We start from the raw sequence: 14,560 nt of genomic DNA, 5'->3' as shown, positions 1-14,560 counted from the left end.
CGACTATGGGTTCTTTAAAGCAGTCGGCTTACTACGCCATCGGTATATTAATGATGAAAGGGATTTCATTGGTGATGATCCCGTACATTACGCACAATATGACGTTGGCAGAGTATGGTTCCTTAGAAGCCATTGTCTTGCTGGCAGACATTGGGACGATATTGTTCAGCTTCGGTATTGTCGATGCCATGTATCGTTATGTGGGTGTCGCCGAAGGTGATGAAAAGCAAAAGCTCGTCTCGAACTGCTTCACATTGAGCGTGCTGGTGTGCGTGCTTGGGGGCGCCTTGATTGCCCTCAGTATGCCGTTGTTAATCTTAATGTTGCCAGTTGAATTCCAGCCTTACCAGATACTGCTTCTGCTTATTCCTACCATGCTCGATGGGGCGATTTCTATCCCGCTAACGCTGATGCGTATGAACGCGATGGCGAAACGTTTTTGCATGCTCAATGTGTTGAAAGCCGGTGTTCAAGCCATCATGACTTTTGTTTTGCTTGAGGCTGGATACGGTATAGATGGCGTGTTGATTTCAGCTGCGGTATCCAGTGTGTTGCTAATGGTTTGTTTAGTGCGTTATCAATGGCAAGAGATGGGATCTTTTGGTTGCTTCAAATACTCGGCGAAGATCTTAAAATTCGGACTGCCCGTTCTGGTTGGCGGTGCATCAATGTATATGATCATGGGGCTCGACCGCTGGGTAATGGCAAGCTTCGTCGGTGTCGAAGAACTCGCGATTTATGCGGTTAGCGGAAAGTTCGCGTTGATTCTTGGTCTGTTGTTGCAGCCTTACGCGCTTTGGTGGTTTCCAAACCGTGTGGCGATGCTTCAACAGCCGGGTGGCAGTAAGATGTGTGCCGATAGGGCGTTAGTCGGAGTGAACCTCGCCATTGTTTTAGGTTCGTTGATGATTCTAACGGTACCCGGATTTATTTCTCTCATTTTACCGAGCAGTTATCATTACGCGGGGGCCATTGTTGTTGCGCTGCTTGCGATTAGCGTTATCAAAAATGCAGGTGATTATCTTAACCTTGGTTGTTTCAGTGGCGATTCGAGTCAATCTCAAATGTGGATTCAAGGTGGATGTGCGGTCTTGGCGGCCATTGGTTATTTCACAGTGACGCCTATTTATGGCGTGTGGGGTGTTGTCGCGGTTCTTTGTGCAACTTATGTTGTGCGGCTCATGCTTCTGTATGTTGTAAGCCAAGCGATGGAACAATTACCTTATGAACACAGCAAGTGGGTAACCGCAGTTAGCATCGCATTAGTAGCGATAGCGAGTGATCAACTTCTGGGATTGGTGTTGGTTGATGTCCATGACTTTATTCTTGGATCGGCTGTTGGTGTAATCGCGCTGGTGGCCTTTGTTAAATACTCAGTGATCGTTGTCCCGCAAGCTCTGCTCGACAAGTTGATGCTGGGTAAGCAGTCTCACGCAAATTAAAATAAAACACTGTTCATAATGTGTGAGATTCGATAGTATTTATAAATTCAATGAATGCCATCAATGGAAAGATACATGAACAAGTGGATTGTGCTCTCAGCTCTATTCTCAACCTTATCGTACGCTTCGTCTGAATTGTCTAACCACGACGTACTCACTCAGCACTTTGACGTTCCTGAAGCTATCTCCTTAGAAAATCAAAACAGGGTATGTAATAGCCTTGTTTGTAGTTCGGTGTCTGCGCCAAAATCTGTTCCTGCTGTTGGCGACTTCCCAGAGCGAGAATCAAACCCAACGATAGATACAATTGCGAGCGCTATCTATTTCGTCGGTGAGATTGGTGTCGCCGAAAATCTAGCGACACCCGAGTACGAACAGTTTTTTGAGAACTGATTGAAAATTTACTGTATAGATTTGGTGCTTATTTTTTATGCAGTTACAAAAGATATGAAATGCTGTTATAAACGATAAGACCTTGTTTAAGGATTTTATAATCACGGCATTTGGCAATTAGGAAGCACCAATGGAAATCTGGAAGTTAATGCTATTCATCCCCGCTTGTTTTGCGCTCAACATGACTCCGGGCCCAAACAATTTGTTATCAATGAACAACGCCCGTTGTTACGGATTTCAGGCCGCCTTTGTCGCAGGCCTAGGAAGAATCCTCGCTTTTTCTGGCATGATTGCTTTGGCTGCATCTGGCTTAGCGGTTGTGCTTTATACTTCTGAAACGCTGTTTTTCCTGATCAAACTATTTGGCGCGATGTATCTGTTGTGGATCGCGTTCAACCTATGGCGCTCACACGCCAGTCCGGTCGTGGATATCGAACGAAATAAGAATTGGTTTGGTCTGTTTAAACAAGAATTTGCACTCGCTGCTGGCAATCCAAAAGCGATACTCATTTTCACTGCATTCCTTCCTCAATTTGTCGATGTTTCAGCGAACGTAAATACTCAATTCTTTGTTTTAGGTAGCACCTTTCTAGTGTTAGAAATGCTCGCGATATCGATCTACGCGGCATTTGGCTTATACCTCAGAAACTGGTTCTCTAAGCCACAAATGGCAAAACGTTTCAACAAAGCGTGCTCGGTTTTTCTTGCGTTATCTGGCGCAAATTTGTTGGTTATTCGACAGTAAAACATAAGTAACCTAATCTACTCCTCAGGCGTTAGTTAAGTGGCATCTTCGTTAAGGTAGTTCGTAAGCCTTTAGGCTGTTGATATATTATTAATAGCACCTTTGAGTTTGCATGTTTAAACTTGAGGTTCGGTTTAAATGAGGTCTATCTATGAATGTTGTTTGTGCGGAAAAACAAGAACTGGCTGATATCTACCAGCTTGAACATGCTTTGTTTGGCGCTCACGCCTATCCGCTGTTTTTCTTTCGTCAGGCCTTTGATTGCTGGGGAAAAGGTTTATTGGTTGCTAAGCAAGACTCAAAGATTGCTGGCTATGCCTTAACGACAACCACAGACAAGCAGAATGAGTTTTGGGTCCTCTCATTGGCTGTAGACCAGAATTATCGTGGCATGGGAGTTGGCCGGAAACTGATGCAACAGGCGGTTGAGCAGTTGCCTCGAGATGCTAGGCTTTTGCTCACTGTAGACCCAAATAACACATCGGCTCGTGCGCTTTATGCATCGATGGGGTTCGTTACCATCAAGCAAGAAGACAACTACTTTGGTGATGATGAGCCGAGGTTAGTGATGAAGCTCATCATCTAGATTGTTGCTAACGGTTTTTAACAAAGGCGCTTAACTAAATCAAAGGCTCACACTTCAAAGACAATCTCGTAGCTCTAGGTTAGCATCACGATACCGTGCATTAACACGACACTAGAGGTCAGCCGAGTCCTCATATCAAAGTAGCCATCAGGACCTTGGCTCTGGTTCTCTTCTCTCATCGTCCTTTCAGCTCGCCAAACCGCAATATAACCAAAGATGAGAATCAGAGTTGTCACTAGCTCTTTTTGTTCGCCAAGCAATACTGCCAGCCAAGCGATGAGCACAATCGCGTTGCTTATTAGCAGTGCTTTGTTACTTGATTGGCTTTCAAAGTTTTCGATGCCATTTGCCCACAAGATCCCTGAAAGAAAACTCAAAATTGCCACGCTGTAGGTGATGAACAGCGTTTCACCGCTTATCCCCATAAATTGGCTGTCGGTGAGCGAAAGGAGAAGACCGAATAAAAACGGAATTAACCCCATGTACCCCAGTTTGGCCATGGTGTTACGGGTTTGAGTTGTTGCCATGTAATCCGCCTTCATAACTGCTGCTCAATCGCGTTTTTGAGCGTGGCACTCACTGGAGATGTGGAGCTAGGGAAGGTGGCGACGACTTTACCTTCTTTACTGATCAAGAATTTGTAAAAGTTCCATTTAGGCGTTACGCCCGCTTGCTGTTGTATCTCTGTAAACACGGGGTTGGCGTTGCTACCAGACAGTGAAGCTCGCGCCATCATTGGGAAGGTCACGCCATAGTCTAGGTAACAAACCTTTGCCGTCTTCTCTTCGCTTCCCTTGTCTTGGCGAAAATCATTACTTGGGAAACCGATAACCGTGAAGCCTTGGTCTTTGTAGGTTTGATGAAGTTGCTCGAGTTGCTCAAACTGCGGAGTGAAGCCACATTGGCTCGCTGTATTTACCACCAATAGAGTTTTGCCTTGAAACTCATCGCACAAGGCGATTTCTTCGGTTGAGTTTAACAAGCGCTGTTTGCCATTAAGTATTTCGGGACAGCTCGCTGCAAAGGCGATGGAACTCGTGAGGCTTGTAATCAGTGCGGTTGAGCAAAGTAGTGAACATTTCATAGGGTTGGCTCATTTTAGTTGGCGTAATGGTTATTACTCTTGAGCACGATGAAATGATCACTTTGCGTATTATTTACTGTCTCATTAACTCGCGCTTTTAGTTGTGCTTTTGCTCTCTGAGATAAGATATGGAGCGACCAAGCGACTGATATTCACTTTTGCACCAAGGCGAGCCGCTAATAGATACATGCCACCAATTTTTCGGTGCAGGAACAGCGCATCGGCGGGCGGCGTATGCCAATACTCTTGTTCCATGCTCAAAATGGTGCCTGCTTCACGAAGCCTTTGTGCCAATCCACTGGCTTTGAAGTCGTACTCTTCGTCAACTAACATCGGCTCACAGGCCATCTTCACTAGATTTAGAATCGCTTGGCGTTGTTCGGGAAGAATTGTCTCGCTAAAGAATCCTATTTGCTCTAAAGCTCGGTTGAGCACTTGCTCATCGTTGTTAATGACAGAGGAAAAGGCCAAGCGATAACCCTCGCTGAAGCGGTCACTGTACTCACGGGTTGCTCCGAAATCTAATAAGCCAATTTGTCGGGTGTTTTCAACATAAAGGTAGTTGGCGAAATTGGGATCGGTTTGCACCATCTTAAAATCGAACAACTCTCTGAACATAAGCTCCAGTAAGCTGTGCATTACAAAGTCACGTGTGCTTTGGTCGTAACTTTCGATTTGCTCTATCGAGACGCCTTCGATGAAGTCCATGGCGAGCACCGATTCTGAAGAGACTTGCGGATGAATCTTAGGTACGACGAAGTGAGAGTATTCTTTCAATGCATCATGGTAACGAGTTGCGTAATCAGCTTCGCGAGCATAGTCTGCTTCATCGTGGAGCTGTTTCTTTGCCTCTTCTAACAAGCCTTTGTAGTCGACCGACTTTGGTATCAAGCCAACAATATTGAGCAGCGTGCCCACGTTATCTACATCACTGTCGATACTTTTTCTAATGCCGGGGTATTGGACTTTGACTGCGAGTTTGTCCCCAGCATCACTATAGGCTTGGTGAACTTGTCCGATAGATGCACTGGCGATCGGTTTAAAATTGAAGGACAGGAATTCGGTTTTCCAATGGTTCCCGAGCGAGCTTTCTAACACTTGATTGAGCTGTTTTGTTGGCAGTGGATCGGCATCGGAGCGCAGGCGAGAGAGAATGTCGGCTAACTCTGGTTCTAAGACATCACCCGCATCCATTGATAGCATCTGTCCTAACTTCATAGCCGCACCGCGCAGGTGTGCGAGTTGATCGGTCAGGCGAGCAATGTTTTGTGGCGTTAACAGTAAGTCTTTTGCTTTGGGCCTGTTGCCTTGTGCAATTTGTTTGGTGCCTTCCGTTAGCACGTTACCCGCGACTCTTGTCGCCAACGAAGCGAACTTACTGAATCTAGAAATTCGATGTGTGGGAAGGTTTCTCTCTTTTGCCGACATAAAGGTTCTCTCTGGGAATCAGGGTTCACTACAAAGTTCTATCAATCATTACACAACCGTATGTTTTGTTGTGCTAACTTGTCGCGTGGAACAGTAAACAGAATTAAAAGGACAAAGCATGAAATTTATTTGGTTGAAAGTGGCCGTTACGGTATTGGTGTTCGCAGCCCTATTTGGCATCGTTTACTACAAAGTCGCCAGCGGCATGTCTTAACTCAACACTATTTTGTGCAGCTGTTACCGTTGCAACGTGATTTTCCGGTTAGCCAAAACGAAATCTTATATCGATTTTTGGCAAACCGTAGATAACACCAATCTGCCATTGGCTTAAAAATCGCCCAACGTAACGGGGCATACAGCCAACCCTTTCCTACTAGCTTCCACGCTTGGTAAGTCACGTCTAAACCGAGCAGCAGCTTTCCGTTTTCGTCCAGTGCATGCAAGATTGTATTGGCTGCCTCGGCATCTATTTGCGGGTAGTTTGAAAACGCTTCACTGTAGATATCGACGGTCTGGATCTGATCTTTGGAATCAGACTTAGTCAGTGCTGCCATCTCTTTTGCACAAAGTGGACAGGTTCCATCGTAAAATATCGTTAATGCAGTCATTGTTTTCCTTACTATTTTCGTCAATTCTCATTGATACGACATCACCATTTAGGTGGATCATTCTGCCCAGTTATCCGACACTGTTATTGTGACAACCAATTTACAGTATCATCTCGAGGTAACATCCGTTCCATGCATTTAAAAAATAAGAGCCTATCTCCAATGACAACAAAGTTAATGAACCGTTTGATTATAGCTGTGACAGCCCTGATGCTCAGTGGTTGTGTTAGCTACAGCATTACCGAGCAAGAAATGACGAAGTACCTTGAAGACTCAGTGATGCTAGAACAAGAGGTTGGTGTGCAAAGTGTGATGTACGCACAAGTGGCTGTGGATGATCTAGAAGTGCAAATTGGTCGAGCCGATGCACAACGCGTGTCCGTGTTGGCGAATACCAATGCAAAAGTTCAAGTGTTCAATATGCCTAATATGGGGTTGGATTTAGACTTAGAGTTCAGCGCGATTCCCGAATACGACAAGGAGAGTGGCGAGGTGTATCTAAAGTCGCTGCGACTAGAGCGCTTTGAAGAAAAAGGCAAACAGCTTTCGCCTGAAATAGAGACACTACTCAAACCAGCTGTATCGATGATAGGTTTTGCTTTGTCCCAGTCTCCGGTTTACAAACTCGACAGCAACAAGGTTCAAGAGTCGTTGATTAAGTCATCGGAACCCAATCTAGTGATTAAAGACAATAAATTGGTTATCGAATTGTTTGATTAGAGGCTTGTTGTATTAAAGGTTGACTAGTTTTTGCCTGAGTACGGAGTAACTTGTTATTGTGTACTCGGGCTGAGGTTAATTCACTCTTCTGATTGTTGTTCGATAAAAGCCATTAACCAGCAACTTATTTGGTGCTAGGGCATTCAGTCGAGATGTCTCCAAACTTTTGTTTATGAACATTGATTGTCAGATCACTCGGTTTACTCCAATCGATGATTAACTTAAAAACATGTCGTAATCAGAATTTGGCCATTCTGGGATTGGGTCAACGTTATCAAAGCGATGCTTAATCAAAGTAACAAGCACTTCAATGCTGATGTGTTCCCACGCCAGTAAAAGATCTGCATTACGGTATTTATCTAAGAATAACTTCAAAGTCATTCCAACCATATTGTGTGTTGATGGGCATGCCATATTGGATCGCAGTTGGAGCAATGGTTACCAAGGCCGTCATCTGGCTTTTCGGCATGTCGAACAAGAATAATTCGTTGTACTTGATCGTTACTTGTTTTTTCTGCTTCCGCAGTCGCAGTATTACAAGCCATACCTAAGAGTATCGCCAAGAATATTTTTACTTTCATTTTTTACTCGAAATTTATTTAGCACTCCTGCAAGGTTAATAACGATATTTTCCTTAATATCATTTGTACGTGTGTTTAATTTAGAACTCGAATTTTGCTTTTAGGGCAAATACCACATCGGTTTTATTCTGGATTAAATTGATGTTGTCGAAGCCATTGGTCAGATCAACCGCGGTGTGATTCAGAACTTGCACACTTGGAGAAATTTGCAGCCATGGTGTGATTTGAGCTCGGTAATACGCTTCAGTTGTATATTGGTCGTCTAAGTCCAACCCTTGCGTTGTGCTCTCCATTGGGCTTGCCCAGTTAACTGCCAGTCCAAACATGTCTTGGTTTCTCTGTGCAGGAATGTAACCAAAGCCGGCGCTTACTGAGGCGTCATACATGGCTCCGCCATCTTGAGCCCATCCAGCCCTAATGAAAGGCAACCAACGTTCAGCCACTAAACCTGATAGAGACAGGTTGATACCGTAACCTTCATCATCGTTTCCAACTGCGTCACGCTGCCATAGGCTGATATGAGCATTGCTGATGAACAGCATATCTTTACTTGGTGTCCAACCGAGTTCTAAGCTTTTCCAAGTGGCCCCTGTGTCAAAGAGCTCTTTGGCTCCTTCAACTAAGTCAGAAGCGTTGCCTTTAGCATCAAGAATACTGGCCGAGCCATAAATGCTATCTGAGAAAAAACCGCCGGCCATAACACCCAGTGCACCATCAGGCAATCCACCAATCGTTCCACTTCCGGAAGTAAACACACCACTGTTGAAGTCATTCCATGGGCTAGCTAACGCATAAAAATCGGTGTAATCCGTCATGTCTAAGAAACCGGCGTAAACCACCATCTGTTCTTGCAGTAGAGATTGACGCCAAAATAAATGAGTGGTTCTAAAGCCTTGATCACCATATAAGGAGTGAGCAAAACCTAAGTAACCGAGATCGGCCAAACCGTATTCTTTCGGGGAGTTTTCTGTGTATTTATGTCGATGCTCAAACTTGAATACAATTCCGCCTTTGTCTCCATCTTCTGTCTCTATAAGATCCCATTGACCAAAGACTCTTAATGCTCCTGCCGCAGCAGATGCATCCCCAAGAGGATCAATCGCTCCCATACTCAGCATGTTGTAATCCATGCCCAACTGTAAGCCATGCTCTTTTTGAAGGTTTTGCTTGGTTTCATTCCATGAATCGTAATGTGAACGCGAAGTCGAGGACTCTACTGACATTACTTCAGCGGTTGTTGCCCCTGATGCCAATATCAGAGCAATCGTTGACATATTCAAAAGATGTTTCATTTTAACCTCTTAGTAATTACGACTCAGCTTGGTTAATCAAATACGCTGAGTGCAAAAATAATGATGTATCTACTTTAGGATTGGATGACTGAACTTGATTGTTACTTCGCCATAAGTGTTCTCAACTCTAAGCTCTCCCCAGCGAGATTTATCTTGTGATAAAGGTGTTGCTAGACGGAGTGTTGTTTTCAAGGTGCTGCTTTCAAGATCGCCGTCGATATATGTGTATTCCGGATTGAAGGTGAAAAAAGTGCCATCGTCGCCAGTTTTTAACGTTCAGGAATGCCGCAGCAGTACCACCAATCGCGGTTTGGTTGTTGATGCCAAATCCACCGCTTTGGATAAAGTCTTCTTTGTATTCGTATCGGTATTTCACATAGGTTGTTTAGATAAGCCGGAATGATATAAACGTTTAATGGAAACTCAGAATTGCTATTGTCTGACGTGATCAGACAAACTATTTGAACCTTGTTGGTTTTTTTTGAGGTGGAAGTCGTAACCTATGCATGTTCTGTCTATACTCATCACGTCAAAGTGATTGATTTGAAAGTAATAAAGCATTATTTGAATATTGGAGTCATCTATGAATTTCAGCCTCGAGCAACTCTCCACCTTTGTGACGGTTTACGAGCAAAAATCTTTTAGCAAGGCTGCCGCTAAGCTAGATAAACACCGTAGTACCATCGGGCAAGTTGTTGTCAATTTAGAGGATATTCTTGATGTCGCACTCTTTGAGCGCAAAGGTCGCAGTGTTGAAGCAACACAAGAAGGTAAATTACTTTACCGCTATGCCAAGCAAGCCGTTGAGCAGCTAAAAGCCTTTGATAAAATAGCGCTCAACATCTCCCAAGGCGAACCAGAAACCATAAATATCGGTTATCTAAGCTTTATGCCACAGCTCATTTTGGCTGATATCAGAATGCAATTACAAAAAGACTTTCCAGGTTGTCGAGTCAATATGCTGGTCATGAATAAAAAGGAGATTGAGCAGGGGATTGAAGATGGGACACTGCACTTCGGTTTTTTGAATACTCATGAGAGTAGGGCGATGAATAGCTTTCACGCGGTTTACCTAGAAACCCTTACGCTGCTCCCATTCGCAAGTAAAGGCAGTGAACTGAGTAAAACGCCACCAAACGAACTGTTCTCTAAGTTAAAAATATCTAAGCAGTTAATCTTGAAATCATTAATCGATGAAGGGATGGCAGATAAAGTCACCCTTTCTGCTAACTATGAGCTTGTTGACCAACTTGCGCTTGTGATCCAATTGGTTCGGCTAGACTTAGGTTGGGCGTTACTTCCTCGCTCTGTTATTTACTCTGAATTTGTGCAGCAGAATTTAGTTGAGCTCAAGCCTACTGAGATTAAAAAAGGTTTAGAGGTTCCCATTTCTTTATGGAGCCCACATTCTTTACATATTGAAGGGATAAGGGAATCTATCGTTACTGCTGCTAATGAATACATCCAACACGTTTATGATGAATACTTCTAACTTGGGTTTATTAGATGAAAAAACAGCCAGTAAAAATCACTGGCTGTTATGAGGGCATATTAGTGCGCGTTAGGTAGATCGTCTCCAATCGCTTGTCGTAACTTCATCAGTTTCGTTCTTTGCCAGATATTCGTACTTGATATCTGAATCTCGAACTCTTGGTGTTCATCACAAAATATCGCTGATGGCAATTGGTCATAACTTCCGATCAAATCATCAACTTGCACCTGAGACAAATTGGCGACATCTACGCCGACTTCGCTTACATATGAGGCCAGTTTACTCTCCTGAACTAACGTTGGCGCTTTCGGTTCTTTGACAGATATTTGTTGTCCTGTTTGTTTAAAACTAGACACATCAAATCCCATATCATCGATGCTAGTTGCACTTGTCGTTCCTGAAAACGAACCCGTGAGTAGCAATGCACATATAGCCTTTTTGATCATGATTACCTCACTTTTTTCTATAGTTGCGGATTGCCAGAGGCACCCGAGTCATCGATAGAAATCGTTGGTACTGTTAGGTTTTCCAAGAACTTTTCTTTGCTCAATCCTTCAAATCGCGATTCATCCGATGGTGTGTTACGAATGGGTTGGCCTGCCCATACTTTTTGGAACTCAGCTTCTTTAACCACTTGCTTACCATTTACGATGACATAAGAAATACCGGTTGTTGGATTGCCTTGTTCTTTGGCTTTGTAAGTCGCATTATCGGTTACGTTTTCTGGGTCGAAAATGGTGATATCCGCAACCATGCCTTCTTGCATACGACCACGAACTTTCATTGATTCAACACCCGCATCACCTAGATGCTTTGCTGCCCAGTAAGACGTTTGAGCAAGTGTGAATAACAATGGTACGCCTTCTTCACGTGCCATACGTAATACTTTGCCTCGAGTACCCGCAGTTCGAGGGTGACCTTGATATTCTGTTGGATCGGCATCCCAAGAATCAGTACCTAAACCTGAATAGATAGAATCTGCTGCAACGGTCATGTTTGGAATTTGTAGCCAGTATTTCATCCAATCTTTACGTGCAGGGCTAAACAGAACCACCAAGTGACCCGGTTCTTCAGCGGCAATGACCAGATACTCTTCTTTGGTCAGAAATTTATCGCGTGTTGGGTCGTACATCATTTCTTCATACTTCGCGTTGTACATCCCTTCCACAGACTCCGGTACAAGGAAAGATGAACCAATCGCAGTGGATGCCGCATCATATGGATAGTATTCAGACCACATCACTAAGCCTTTCTCTCGTGCAAGCTTTAGCTTTTCTTCTACTTCCCACCAACCGAAGTCGTTGTTGTGGAGCATCAAAAATGGTAAGTCGAGAAGCATCGCATTGGTAAAGATTTCGTCAAAACCCAGCTGTGCTTCTGGATTTGAAGGGTTAGCGTGAAAACGGGTATGTGATGATACAAATCGGTCCCAGTTTGCTGCGACTTTCATGGACTCGTACATCTCAAATGCCGTCAAACCATCTTTCATATAAGCGGTTGTTGAAGCTAGGTTCAATGCACCTTCTGCAAAGCCTTGATCAAGAACAGAAAGGATTTGGTTCATCTGCTCGATATCAGCTTTGGTCTCAGACCAGCCACTCACACCGTCTTTAGCCGCTTCAGTTCGAAGCGAGCCAAGAATCGTAGTTGCATCATGTGGGCCTGTAATTTTCACTTCAGGATCTAGGATTTGAAGACGAGCTCCTTCGTGGCTGACACCAGTACCGTAGTTCAGTGGCCATTTACCCGCTTTTTCTTCATACCACTCACCGACGCGAATCGCACCGACTTCCAGATCCATACCCGTTGTTACACCATCTAGGGCTGCAAGCTTGATAGATAAACCATCTAGCGAGTGAAAGTGGGTATCAATGAAACCTGGGGCAACCACTTGATTTGTTGCATCGATTGTCTCATCACCGTCGAGTTTTTCTGCCGTGATTTTGATGATTTGACCATCTTTGATCCCGACGTTTAATACAGCATCCAGCATGCTTTCAGGGTCCATCACTCGTCCATTCTCGATAACTAGGTCGTAATCTGCGGCAAAAGCACCTGACGCACCTAGGCACAATGCGATACTAACAAGTCCGCTTATGCGGCCTTTCTTGAATGATTTTTTCATGATTTCTCTCTTTGTTGCTGGAAAGGTTAAAGTGTTTACCTATTTCAGCTGAAATTAATTGTCGTACTGCCGTTTGTATTTCTGGCTTACCTTTGGAAGCTGAGATAATTCTAGCTCAATTTTTATATAACAAAATTTCAGTTTGTCTGATCTAACCCTACAAACTTAAAACTTGAGTTAATGATGAGAGCCTTGGTGTTGGTCTTTAAAAGTGGTTTTCCATTATTTAGACAGAATAGATATTGTTGAGGCATAAAACCAAGATATGAATATCAGCACGATGGCTATCGGTTTGATGGTGATTCAGGCTTTCGACTGGAGTCGCTTTACTTCATCCGTTTATTGAATTAGCCGCGTATCTCACCTTTACTTTATTCTTGCGAGCAAGTCATCGCTTCAGTCATCAAATCATAAAAAAGAAAAGGTGAACGAACTATGAAGAGTCCAGTAATCGCGGATAACAAACCCGTCAAAATCGAGCTGACAGAGGGAGAAGAGTATTACTTCTGTACCTGCGGGAAGTCGAAAAACCAACCGTTTTGTGACGGTTCTCATGCCGGTACGGGGTTCAAACCGAAAAGCTTTGTCGCCGAAGAGAGCGGAGACGCCTACCTTTGTCGCTGTAAGTATTCCAACAACCTTCCTTTCTGCGATGGCACTCATAAACAGTTCACAGCGGAACAAGTTGGGCAAGAAGGCCCGGAGGTTCACATTCAAGCGGCTGCGCCAGATTTGTCGCCAGCTGCGAGCGCAACCAAAGAAGAACCTACCGTCGAGTTTATTCATCAACTGGCGCGTGATGGTTTATCCAAGGTTGGACATCATGGGCCAATGACCTCCATGGGCGTTCCAAGACATCTATTGCCTCACTGGGACGATATTCAAGTGATGGTCGCGCAAATGGCCACCAAGCCTTTGCTGGAGAATATGCCCGTTGGAACTGAACTGATTATTGGCCCCAAAGCGAAGAAGCCACTCAAATTGGACATCTCTTTGTTTGTGTCTGATATGAGTTTTGGCTCGCTATCTGAAGAAGCAAAAGTCTCATTGGCGAAAGGTGCCGAACTCGCAGGGACGGGTATCTGCTCCGGTGAGGGCGGTATGTTACCCGAAGAGCAAGCGGCGAACTCTCGCTACTTTTATGAATTAGCCAGTGCTCAGTTTGGTTACGATGAAGCTAAGCTCAAAAACGTTCAAGCCTTCCACTTTAAAGGCGGGCAGGGTGCCAAAACCGGAACGGGCGGGCACTTACCGGGCGCGAAGAACATAGGCAAGATCGCGGAGGTGCGTGGCATTGAAGCGGGCACGGCAGCGATTTCTCCACCCACCTTTGTCGACCTTAACACGGTCGAGGATTTTAAAAAGTTCGCCGACCGTGTTCGAGAGGTGACAGGCGGTATCCCGATTGGCTTTAAGTTAAGTGCCAATCACATCGAAGAAGACATTCAGTTCGCGCTTGATGCCAGTGCCGATTACATCATCTTAGATGGGCGTGGTGGCGGTACAGGGGCGGCGCCAGAAATGTTCCGTGACCATATCAGTGTTCCCACTATTCCAGCACTCGCTCGCGCTAGAGCGTATCTCGATAAACAAGGGGTCAGTGACAGAGTCACATTGATCATCACGGGCGGCTTGCGCGTGCCGATGGATTTCGTAAAAGCGATGGCGCTTGGTGCTGATGGTGTCGCTATCTCAAACAGTGCCATGCAGTCGATAGGTTGTGTGGCGGCGAGAATGTGTAACACCAATAATTGCCCTGCTGGTATTGCAACTCAAAAAGCCGATTTACGTCAGCGTTTGAATGTCGAGAAAGCATCGAACCAGCTTAAGAACTTCTTTGAAGCCTCGACAGAATTAATGCAAGTGATGGCGAGGGCATGTGGGCATGATCATTTGAATCAATTTAACCCTCATGATTTGGCAACATGGAATCGCGAAATGGCCGAGCTATCCGGTGTCGCTTACTCTGGTGTCTGTCCATTAAATCACTTTAAGTAAATAATACTTCGATAAAGCACACTCAATGTATTTTGGGTGTGCTGACTTTTTCCTGTGTAATGCCAA

Annotated in this window: 15 protein-coding genes; 7 read left to right on the top strand and 8 right to left on the bottom strand. The window is 44.5% G+C overall.

Translation table 11 applies throughout. From position 1 onward, the window contains the following. Positions 1-5 precede the first annotated feature (5 nt). The 4 genes from AB4375_RS02415 (at position 6) to AB4375_RS02400 (ending at position 3,166) form a co-directional block, all read left to right on the top strand. Positions 6-1,442: a lipopolysaccharide biosynthesis protein gene (locus AB4375_RS02415; protein ID WP_017067059.1), complete on the top strand. Its 1,437-nt coding sequence runs from the start codon at positions 6-8 to the stop codon at positions 1,440-1,442. A 75-nt stretch (positions 1,443-1,517) separates the two neighbouring features. Next, positions 1,518-1,835, top strand: a complete 318-nt coding sequence (locus tag AB4375_RS02410) for a hypothetical protein (protein WP_017070274.1) — start codon at positions 1,518-1,520, stop codon at positions 1,833-1,835. Positions 1,836-1,965: 130 nt separating this feature from the next. Then, positions 1,966-2,580, top strand: coding sequence for a LysE family translocator (locus AB4375_RS02405; protein ID WP_017070275.1), 615 nt, complete (start codon positions 1,966-1,968; stop codon positions 2,578-2,580). A gap of 151 nt (positions 2,581-2,731) precedes the next feature. Then, a complete protein-coding gene (locus AB4375_RS02400) occupies positions 2,732-3,166 on the top strand; it encodes an N-acetyltransferase (protein ID WP_017062214.1) in 435 nt (144 codons plus the stop codon). A 74-nt stretch (positions 3,167-3,240) separates the two neighbouring features. On the opposite strand, the gene AB4375_RS02395 is transcribed toward AB4375_RS02400, so the two are convergent. From AB4375_RS02395 to AB4375_RS02380, 4 genes are all read right to left on the bottom strand, one after another. Next, a complete protein-coding gene (locus tag AB4375_RS02395; RefSeq protein WP_017062213.1) occupies positions 3,241-3,708 on the bottom strand; it encodes a DUF3429 domain-containing protein in 468 nt (155 codons plus the stop codon). Further along, positions 3,705-4,250, bottom strand: coding sequence for a glutathione peroxidase (locus AB4375_RS02390; RefSeq protein ID WP_017062212.1), 546 nt, complete (start codon positions 4,248-4,250; stop codon positions 3,705-3,707). The genes AB4375_RS02395 and AB4375_RS02390 overlap by 4 nt, the downstream gene beginning before the upstream one ends. Before the next feature lie 84 nt (positions 4,251-4,334). Further along, positions 4,335-5,678, bottom strand: a complete 1,344-nt coding sequence (locus tag AB4375_RS02385) for an ABC1 kinase family protein (protein WP_372050956.1) — start codon at positions 5,676-5,678, stop codon at positions 4,335-4,337. Positions 5,679-5,899: 221 nt separating this feature from the next. Further along, positions 5,900-6,286 (bottom strand): thiol-disulfide oxidoreductase DCC family protein, encoded by a 387-nt coding sequence (locus tag AB4375_RS02380; RefSeq protein ID WP_017062190.1) that lies wholly within the window; start codon positions 6,284-6,286, stop codon positions 5,900-5,902. A 162-nt stretch (positions 6,287-6,448) separates the two neighbouring features. Between AB4375_RS02380 and AB4375_RS02375 the strand changes: the two genes are divergently transcribed. Then, a complete protein-coding gene (locus AB4375_RS02375) occupies positions 6,449-7,006 on the top strand; it encodes a DUF1439 domain-containing protein (RefSeq protein ID WP_017065247.1) in 558 nt (185 codons plus the stop codon). Positions 7,007-7,222: 216 nt separating this feature from the next. Here AB4375_RS02375 and AB4375_RS02370 read toward each other — a convergent pair whose 3' ends face one another. Then, positions 7,223-7,381 (bottom strand): hypothetical protein, encoded by a 159-nt coding sequence (locus AB4375_RS02370; RefSeq protein WP_372050963.1) that lies wholly within the window; start codon positions 7,379-7,381, stop codon positions 7,223-7,225. 286 nt (positions 7,382-7,667) lie between these two features. Next, positions 7,668-8,879, bottom strand: coding sequence for a carbohydrate porin (locus AB4375_RS02365; protein WP_017039122.1), 1,212 nt, complete (start codon positions 8,877-8,879; stop codon positions 7,668-7,670). 583 nt (positions 8,880-9,462) lie between these two features. On the opposite strand from AB4375_RS02365, the gene AB4375_RS02360 reads away from it, so the two are divergent. After that, entirely contained in the window at positions 9,463-10,371 is a 909-nt protein-coding gene (locus AB4375_RS02360) for a LysR family transcriptional regulator (RefSeq protein ID WP_017039121.1), read from the top strand. Between the two features lie 59 nt (positions 10,372-10,430). Here the strand turns inward: AB4375_RS02360 and AB4375_RS02355 are convergent, their stop codons facing one another. Together AB4375_RS02355 and AB4375_RS02350 are read right to left on the bottom strand one after the other, a co-directional pair. Continuing rightward, positions 10,431-10,817, bottom strand: coding sequence for a hypothetical protein (locus AB4375_RS02355; RefSeq protein ID WP_372050955.1), 387 nt, complete (start codon positions 10,815-10,817; stop codon positions 10,431-10,433). A 17-nt stretch (positions 10,818-10,834) separates the two neighbouring features. Continuing rightward, the gene (locus tag AB4375_RS02350; protein WP_017069636.1) at positions 10,835-12,496 is read right to left on the bottom strand and encodes an amidohydrolase family protein; all 1,662 of its coding nucleotides are present in this window, start codon (positions 12,494-12,496) and stop codon (positions 10,835-10,837) included. A 435-nt stretch (positions 12,497-12,931) separates the two neighbouring features. Between AB4375_RS02350 and AB4375_RS02345 the strand changes: the two genes are divergently transcribed. Next, positions 12,932-14,494 carry a glutamate synthase-related protein gene (locus tag AB4375_RS02345; RefSeq protein WP_372050954.1) on the top strand — a complete coding sequence of 521 codons (1,563 nt, stop codon included), beginning with the start codon at positions 12,932-12,934 and terminating at the stop codon, positions 14,492-14,494. Positions 14,495-14,560: the final 66 nt, after the last annotated feature.

Origin of the sequence: Vibrio sp. 10N.261.51.C6, assembly GCF_041471785.1 — a bacterium.
Classification (GTDB): domain Bacteria; phylum Pseudomonadota; class Gammaproteobacteria; order Enterobacterales; family Vibrionaceae; genus Vibrio; species Vibrio crassostreae_C.
Note: the sequence above shows the minus strand (reverse complement) of the source record. Positions and strands in the feature narration are given on the sequence as shown.

What these genes read in the sequence shown, in the direction of transcription:
- AB4375_RS02415 (WP_017067059.1), top strand. Translation starts at nt 6, where the DNA reads ATGGGTTCTTTAAAGCAGTCGGCTTACTACGCCATCGGTATATTAATG.
- AB4375_RS02410 (WP_017070274.1), top strand. Translation starts at nt 1,518, where the DNA reads ATGAACAAGTGGATTGTGCTCTCAGCTCTATTCTCAACCTTATCGTAC.
- AB4375_RS02405 (WP_017070275.1), top strand. Translation starts at nt 1,966, where the DNA reads ATGGAAATCTGGAAGTTAATGCTATTCATCCCCGCTTGTTTTGCGCTC.
- AB4375_RS02400 (WP_017062214.1), top strand. Translation starts at nt 2,732, where the DNA reads ATGAATGTTGTTTGTGCGGAAAAACAAGAACTGGCTGATATCTACCAG.
- AB4375_RS02395 (WP_017062213.1), bottom strand. Translation starts at nt 3,708, where the DNA reads ATGAAGGCGGATTACATGGCAACAACTCAAACCCGTAACACCATGGCC.
- AB4375_RS02390 (WP_017062212.1), bottom strand. Translation starts at nt 4,250, where the DNA reads ATGAAATGTTCACTACTTTGCTCAACCGCACTGATTACAAGCCTCACG.
- AB4375_RS02385 (WP_372050956.1), bottom strand. Translation starts at nt 5,678, where the DNA reads ATGTCGGCAAAAGAGAGAAACCTTCCCACACATCGAATTTCTAGATTC.
- AB4375_RS02380 (WP_017062190.1), bottom strand. Translation starts at nt 6,286, where the DNA reads ATGACTGCATTAACGATATTTTACGATGGAACCTGTCCACTTTGTGCA.
- AB4375_RS02375 (WP_017065247.1), top strand. Translation starts at nt 6,449, where the DNA reads ATGACAACAAAGTTAATGAACCGTTTGATTATAGCTGTGACAGCCCTG.
- AB4375_RS02365 (WP_017039122.1), bottom strand. Translation starts at nt 8,879, where the DNA reads ATGAAACATCTTTTGAATATGTCAACGATTGCTCTGATATTGGCATCA.
- AB4375_RS02360 (WP_017039121.1), top strand. Translation starts at nt 9,463, where the DNA reads ATGAATTTCAGCCTCGAGCAACTCTCCACCTTTGTGACGGTTTACGAG.
- AB4375_RS02355 (WP_372050955.1), bottom strand. Translation starts at nt 10,817, where the DNA reads ATGATCAAAAAGGCTATATGTGCATTGCTACTCACGGGTTCGTTTTCA.
- AB4375_RS02350 (WP_017069636.1), bottom strand. Translation starts at nt 12,496, where the DNA reads ATGAAAAAATCATTCAAGAAAGGCCGCATAAGCGGACTTGTTAGTATC.
- AB4375_RS02345 (WP_372050954.1), top strand. Translation starts at nt 12,932, where the DNA reads ATGAAGAGTCCAGTAATCGCGGATAACAAACCCGTCAAAATCGAGCTG.